This is a genomic window from Streptomyces torulosus (genome assembly GCF_001419765.1).
Lineage (GTDB): Bacteria > Actinomycetota > Actinomycetes > Streptomycetales > Streptomycetaceae > Streptomyces > Streptomyces torulosus.
Window position 1 is genome coordinate 21,089 of the sequence record NZ_LIRK01000233.1, and the last position, 6,575, is coordinate 27,663.

Annotated in this window: 4 protein-coding genes; 1 reads left to right on the forward strand and 3 read right to left on the reverse strand. The window is 70.6% G+C overall.

Annotated features, from left to right (window positions below):
• Nucleotides 1-98: 98 nt before the first annotated feature.
• From pyk to pta, 3 genes are all read right to left on the reverse strand, one after another.
• Entirely contained in the window at nucleotides 99-1,529 is a 1,431-nt protein-coding gene (pyk, locus tag AOK23_RS16730) for a pyruvate kinase (RefSeq protein WP_055713508.1), read from the reverse strand.
• Nucleotides 1,530-1,639: 110 nt separating this feature from the next.
• Entirely contained in the window at nucleotides 1,640-2,845 is a 1,206-nt protein-coding gene (locus AOK23_RS16735; protein WP_055713509.1) for an acetate kinase, read from the reverse strand.
• 32 nt (nucleotides 2,846-2,877) lie between these two features.
• Complete coding sequence (gene pta / locus AOK23_RS16740) at nucleotides 2,878-4,965, reverse strand: phosphate acetyltransferase (RefSeq protein ID WP_055713510.1); 2,088 nt, start codon at nucleotides 4,963-4,965, stop codon at nucleotides 2,878-2,880.
• A gap of 325 nt (nucleotides 4,966-5,290) precedes the next feature.
• On the opposite strand from pta, the gene AOK23_RS16745 reads away from it, so the two are divergent.
• Nucleotides 5,291-6,316: an ATP-dependent 6-phosphofructokinase gene (locus tag AOK23_RS16745; protein ID WP_055713511.1), complete on the forward strand. Its 1,026-nt coding sequence runs from the start codon at nucleotides 5,291-5,293 to the stop codon at nucleotides 6,314-6,316.
• The last annotated feature ends 259 nt before the right edge of the window (nucleotides 6,317-6,575 follow it).

The following is a 6,575-nucleotide window of genomic DNA, read 5'->3' on the forward strand; positions in this document are numbered from 1 at the left end:
CGAGCGCCGCCCAGGACCCGTCCGGGAGCCGCAACACACCGAGGGCGCCCCCTGCTCGCAGGAGGCGCCCTCGGTGCTGTCGTACGGCGTCGGCGGCGTCAGTCGCGGGAGCCGCCGCCCAGGTGGTGCACCCGGACCATGTTCGTGGTGCCCGGCACGCCGGGGGGCGAGCCGGCGGTGATGACCGCGATGTCGCCCTCGTTGAAGCGTTCGAGCTTGACCATCTCCTGGTCCACCAGCTCCACCATCTCGTCCGTGCTGTTCACGAACGGCACCACGTGCGACTCCACGCCCCAGCTGAGCGCCAGCTGGTTCCGGGTCGACTCGTCGGTGGTGTACGCGATGATCGGCTGCGACGCGCGGTAGCGGGAGAGTCGGCGGGCGGTGTCACCGGACTGCGTGAAGGCCACCAGCGCCCGGCCGCCGAGGAAGTCGGCGATCTCGCAGGCCGCACGGGCGATCGAACCACCCTGCGTACGCGGCTTCTTGCCCGGCACCAGCGGCTGGAGGCCCTTGGAGAGCAGCTCCTCCTCGGCCGCCGCGACGATCTTCGACATCGTGCGGACCGTCTCCAGCGGGTACGCGCCCACGCTGGACTCCGCCGACAGCATGACCGCGTCCGCGCCGTCCAGGATCGCGTTGGCGACGTCGGACGCCTCGGCGCGGGTGGGGCGGGAGTTGGTGATCATCGACTCCATCATCTGGGTCGCCACGATCACCGGCTTGGCGTTGCGGCGGCACAGCTCGATGAGCCGCTTCTGCACCATGGGGACCTTCTCGAGCGGGTACTCGACGGCCAGGTCGCCACGGGCGACCATCACGCCGTCGAACGCCATCACGACGTCCTCCATGTTCTCGACCGCCTGCGGCTTCTCCACCTTGGCGATGACGGGGACCCGGCGGCCCACCTCGTCCATCACCTTGTGGACGTCCTGCACGTCGTCGGCGTCGCGCACGAAGGAGAGCGCCACCAGGTCGCAGCCCATCCGCAGCGCGAACCTGAGGTCCTCGACGTCCTTCTCGGACAGCGCGGGCACGTTCACCGCGGCGCCGGGCAGGTTGATGCCCTTGTGGTCCGAGATGACACCGCCCTCGACGACCTCGGTGCGCACCTGCGGGCCGTCGACCGCGATGACCCGCAGCTCGACGTTGCCGTCGTTGATGAGGACCTGGTCGCCGGCGGAGACGTCACCGGGCAGGCCCTTGTACGTCGTCCCGCAGATGTGCTTGTCGCCCGGCACGTCCTCGGTGGTGATGGTGAACTCGTCACCGCGCACCAGCTCCACCGGCCCCTCGGCGAAGGTCTCCAGACGGATCTTGGGGCCCTGGAGGTCGGCGAGGACACCGATGGCCTTGCCGGTCTCGGCGCACGCGGCCCGGAGCCGGTCGTACCGGCCCTGGTGCTCGGCGTGGCTGCCGTGGCTGAAATTGAAGCGGGCCACATTCATGCCGGCTTCGATCAGGGCGACAAGCTGCTCGTGGGAGTCGACCGCGGGGCCGAGAGTACAGACGATTTTCGAACGGCGCATGGGACGATCCTATCGGTTTGTTTCGCTGCGGAATATTCCGTCTGGCGGAATGCACATGGGCGGCTATGCGCTCAATCGTGTTACCGGCGTGTATTTCCCGACTGTTTTGCTCATCTGTCGACCAGGGCGTACGTCTGTGCCGCGATCTCGAGTTCCTCGTCGGTCGGCACCACCGCGACGGCGACCCGGGCACCGGCCGGCGAGATCAGCCGCGGCTCGTCGCCGCGTACGGCGTTGAGGTCGGCGTCCACCGCCGGCCCCAGCGGTTCCAGGCCCGCGAGGGCGGCCTGACGCACCCGCGCCGCGTTCTCCCCGACCCCGGCGGTGAACGCGATCGCGTCCACCCGGCCGAGCACCGCGCAGTAGGCGCCGATGTACTTCTTCAACCGGTGAATGTAGATGTCGAAGGCGAGCTTCGCCCGCTCGTCGCCCTCGTCGATACGCCGGCTTATTTCCCGCATGTCGTTGTCGCCGCACAGCCCGATCAGACCGCTCTTCTTGTTGAGGAGAGTGTCGATGTCGTCCGTGGACATTCCGCCAACGCGCATCAAATGAAAGATGACGGCCGGGTCCATGTCTCCCGAGCGCGTACCCATCACCAGCCCCTCCAAAGGCGTCAGCCCCATGGAGGTGTCCACGCACCGGCCCCCGCGCACGGCCGACGCGGACGCCCCGTTGCCGAGGTGCAGCACGATGACGTTCACGTCCTCGGGCGCCCTGCCCAGCAACGCGGCCGTGGCCCGCGAGACATACGCGTGCGAGGTGCCGTGGAAGCCGTAGCGGCGCACCCGGTGGGCGTCGGCGGTCTCCACGTCGATCGCGTAGCGCGCCGCCGACTCCGGCATCGTCGTGTGGAAGGCGGTGTCGAACACGGCGACCTGCGGCAGGTCCGGGCGCAGCGCCTGAGCCGTGCGGATGCCCGTCAGGTTGGCCGGGTTGTGCAGCGGCGCCACAGGGATCAGCCGCTCGATCTCGGCGAGCACGGTGTCGTCGATCACCGTCGGCTCGGTGAAGCTCTGCCCGCCGTGCACCACGCGGTGCCCGATGGCGGCCAGCTCCGGGGAGTCGAGGCCGAGCCCGTCCTTGGCCAGCTCCTCCGCGACGGCCTTCAGGGCGGCGGCGTGGTCGGCGATCGCGCCGGTGCGCTCCCTGGCCTCGCCCCCGTCGGTCAGCGGGGTGTGCTTCAGCCGGGAGCCCTGCTCGCCGATGCGCTCCACCAGGCCCACGGCCAGCCGGGTGCTGTCCCGCATGTCGAGCAGCTGGTACTTCACCGAGGAGGAACCGGAGTTGAGGACGAGGACGCGGGTGGCGGTCACGGTGGTGGTATGCCTTCTGTCGTCGCTGGGGGTCACTGGGCCGCGGGGGTCTGGGCCTGGATGGCGGTGATGGCGACGGTCGTGACGATGTCCTGGACGAGGGCGCCCCGGGACAGGTCGTTGACCGGCTTGCGCAGGCCCTGCAGCACCGGCCCGACCGCGAGGGCGCCGGCCGAACGCTGCACCGCCTTGTAGGTGTTGTTGCCGGTGTTGAGGTCCGGGAAGATCAGCACGGTGGCCTGCCCGGCGACCTCGGAGCCCGGCAGCTTGGTCGCCGCGACGCTCGGCTCCACGGCGGCGTCGTACTGGATCGGCCCCTCGATCAGCAGGTCGGGCCGCCGGGAGCGGACGATCTCGGTGGCCTCGCGCACCTTGTCGACGTCGGCGCCCGAGCCGGAGGTCCCCGTGGAGTACGACAGCATCGCGATCCGCGGCTCCACCCCGAACTGCTGCGCGGTCGCGGCGGACTGGACGGCGATGTCGGCGAGCTGCTCGGCGTTCGGGTCCGGGTTCACCGCGCAGTCGCCGTAGACCAGCACCTTGTCCGCGAGGCACATGAAGAACACCGACGAGACGATGCCCGCGTCCGGCCTGGTCTTGATGATCTCGAAGGCGGGCCGGATGGTGGCGGCCGTGGAGTGCACCGACCCCGACACCATGCCGTCCGCGAGCCCCTCCTGGACCATCAGCGTGCCGAAGTAGTTCACATCGGACACCACGTCGTACGCCAGCTCGACGCTGACGTTCTTGTGGGCGCGGAACTGCGCGTACTTCTCCGCGAAGGAGTCCCGCCACGCGGAGGTCGCCGGGTCCACCAGCATGCTCTCGCCGAGGTCGATGCCCAGGTCGGCGGCCTTCTTGCGGATCAGGTCGACGGGGCCGAGGAGCGTGAGGTCGCAGACCCCGCGCCGCAGCAGCACCTCGGCCGCGTGCAGCACCCGTTCCTCGGTGCCCTCGGGGAGCACGACCCGGCGCCGCTCGGCGCGGGCCTGCTCCAGCAGCTTGTGCTCGAACATCATCGGGGTGATCCGGTCGCTGCTGGGCGCCGAGACCCGGGTGCGCAGCTCCGCCGTGTCGACGTACCGCTCGAAGAGCCCGAGCGCGGTCTCCGCCTTGCGCGGGGTCACCGCGCTCAACTTCCCCTCCATCGAGAACAGTTCGGAGGCGGTGAGGAAGGAGCCGCTCTCCACGGCGACCACGGGCGTTCCCGGCGCGAGCCGCGCCGCCAGTGTGAGGACCTCGTCGCTGGGCCGCTCGTTGAGGGTCAGCAGCACACCCGCGATCGGCGGGGTGCCCGCGCTGTGGGCGGCGAGGGCGCCCACGACCAGGTCGGCGCGGTCGCCGGGGGTGACGACCAGACAGCCGGGGGTGAGTGCGTTCAGGAAGTTCGGCAGCATCGCCCCGCCGAAGACGAAGTTCAGCGCGTCACGGGCGAGCCCCGAGTCGTCGCCGAGGAGGACCTTGCCGCCGAGCGCGTGGGTGATCTGCGCGACCGTCGGCGCGGACAGGGCGGGCTCGTCGGGGACGACGTAGCAGGGCACGGGCAGCGGGTGCCGCGTGTCCGTGAGCCGCTCGGCTATCGCGTCCCGGTCGCCGGGCACGACCCGGTTCACCACCATCGCGATGACGTCGCAGCCGAGGCCCTCGTACGCGCGGTACGCGTTGTGCGTCTCGGCGACCACCGACTCGGCGGTCTGCTTGCGGCCGCCGACCACGGAGACCACCGACGCCCCGAACTCGTTCGCGAGACGGGCGTTGAGGGACAGCTCGTCCGGGAACTGGGTGTCCGCGAAGTCGGTGCCGAGGACGAGGACGACGTCGTAGTCCCGCGCCACCGTGCGGAACCGGTCGACGAGGGCCGAGAGCAGCTCGTCCGTGCCGTGCTCGGCCTGGAGGGTGGACGCCTCGTGGTAGTCCATGCCGTACACGGTGGCCGGGTCCTGCGAGAGCCGGTACCGGGCGCGCAGCAGGTCGAAGAGCCGGTCGGGGCCGTGGTGCAGCAGCGGCCGGAACACCCCCACCCGGTCGACCTGGCGGGTCAGGAGCTCCATGATCCCCAGCTCGACGACCTGGCGGCCGTCGCCGCGGTCGATCCCGGTCACGTACACGCTGCGCGTCACGTGGGCTCTCCGTTTCATGTCGGGTTCGGTGGGTGCTTCGGTGGTGCTGCGAGTGCCGCTTAAGGGGCTTCTTTAGGGCCTTCGAGCAATGTTTCCGCAGGGGTGTGACGGGTGTGCGGAAATCACCGCCGCGGCGGACAGAAACCCTCTTGACAATACCTCCGGGGGTGGATAAGGCGCCCATCAGGTCGGCAGGGCGGGCGAGGGGCTCCCCGGGCGGCCGGAGGCGGGCTCCTCGGGCGCGGCACCCCCCTGCGAGGCGTGAAACAATCGGATCGGCTCACAAGTACCAGCACCCAGCAGGACGAGCAGGAGACACAGCACGATGCGTATCGGAGTTCTGACCGCAGGCGGCGACTGTCCGGGCCTGAACGCAGTGATCCGGTCGGTCGTGCACCGAGCGGTCGCCCAGTACGGCGACGAGGTCATCGGCTTCGAGGACGGCTACGCCGGTCTGCTCGACGGCCGCTACCGCAGCCTCGACCTGGAGTCCGTCAGCGGCATCCTCGCCCGCGGCGGCACCATCCTCGGCTCGTCCCGCCTCCAGCGCGACCGCCTCCGCGAGGCGTGCGAGAACGCGCAGGACATGGCGCACGAGTTCGGTATCGACGTCCTGATCCCGATCGGCGGCGAGGGCACCCTCACCGCCGCGCGGATGCTCAGCGACGCCGGGCTGCCGGTCGTCGGCGTGCCGAAGACGATCGACAACGACATCTCGTCGACGGACCGCACCTTCGGCTTCGACACGGCGGTCGGGGTCGCCACCGAGGCGATGGACCGGCTGAAGACGACCGCCGAGTCCCACCAGCGCGTGATGGTCGTCGAGGTCATGGGCCGGCACGCGGGCTGGATCGCCCTGGAGTCCGGGATGGCCGCCGGTGCGCACGGGATCTGTCTGCCCGAGCGCGCGTTCGACCCGGCCGCCCTGGTGAAGATGGTCGAGGAGCGCTTCGCGCGAGGGAAGAAGTTCGCCGTCATCTGCGTCGCCGAGGGCGCCCATCCCGCCGAGGGCTCGATGGACTACGGCCACGGCGAGATCGACCAGTTCGGCCACGAGCGCTTCCAGGGCATCGGCACCGCCCTCGCGTACGAGCTGGAACGCCGCCTCGGCAAGGAGGCCAAGCCGGTCATCCTCGGCCATGTGCAGCGGGGCGGCACCCCGACCGCGTACGACAGGGTGCTCGCCACGCGCTTCGGCTGGCACGCGGTCGAGGCCGCGCACCGGGGCGATTACGGCCGGATGACCGCGCTGCGCGGCACCGACGTGGTGATGGTGCCGCTCGCGGAGGCCGTGACCGAGCTGAAGACGGTCCCGAAGGACCGGATGGACGAGGCGGAGTCGGTCTTCTAGACGCCCGGTCCCGAGGGGTGCCCGGGGCGGTGTTCGGGCTGCGTCCGACGCCTGATGCTCACGGTCGGCGGCCGTCGCCGCGCACGGTCTAGTAGGCGGCCGCCCGGCGGACCAGTGACCAGAAGTGGTCGGTGATCCGGTCGAGGTAGTCGCGGCCGGCGTCGCCCGCGTCGGTCGCGGCCGTGCCGTTGGCCCAGCTGAGGCTGGCGCTCATCCTCCCCTGGTAGTCGAGGTGCATCTCCTGGAGGACGTCCTCCAG

Bases quoted from the DNA above. Each gene is read 5' to 3' on its own strand.
- pyk (WP_055713508.1), bottom strand. From the start codon at position 1,529: ATGCGCCGTTCGAAAATCGTCTGTACTCTCGGCCCCGCGGTCGACTCC.
- AOK23_RS16745 (WP_055713511.1), top strand. From the start codon at position 5,291: ATGCGTATCGGAGTTCTGACCGCAGGCGGCGACTGTCCGGGCCTGAAC.